Below are 312 nucleotides of genomic sequence, written 5' to 3' on the forward strand. Positions count from 1 at the left end.
CGGCGATGCCCCGCGCTGAGAAGGGCCCACGGGAGACAGCGCCCTCCTCCCCTTCTCCGAGGATGCTCAGTCGAGACAGAACTCGTTGCCCTCGACGTCCTGCATCACGATGCACGACTCGTCGACGCCATCGGCACGCAGCAGTTCCACGCGAGTCGCGCCGAGCGCAACGAGTCGTGTGCACTCGGCTTCGAGGGTGGCGAGGCGCTCTTCACCCACGAGCCCGGTGCCGGCTCGCACATCGAGATGCACCCGGTTCTTGACGACCTTGCCTTCCGGGACGCGCTGGAAGTACAGCCGCGGGCCCACCCC

The 312-nt window shown here is 67.9% G+C and carries 1 protein-coding gene; it reads right to left on the reverse strand.

The window, feature by feature from the left end:
• Positions 1 to 66: 66 nt before the first annotated feature.
• Positions 67 to 312: VOC family protein (locus TN53_RS43705; RefSeq protein WP_046264505.1), on the reverse strand; the 246-nt coding region annotated here is incomplete at its 5' end.

Source organism: Streptomyces sp. WM6386, assembly GCF_000972385.1.
Classification (GTDB): Bacteria; Actinomycetota; Actinomycetes; order Streptomycetales; family Streptomycetaceae; genus Streptomyces.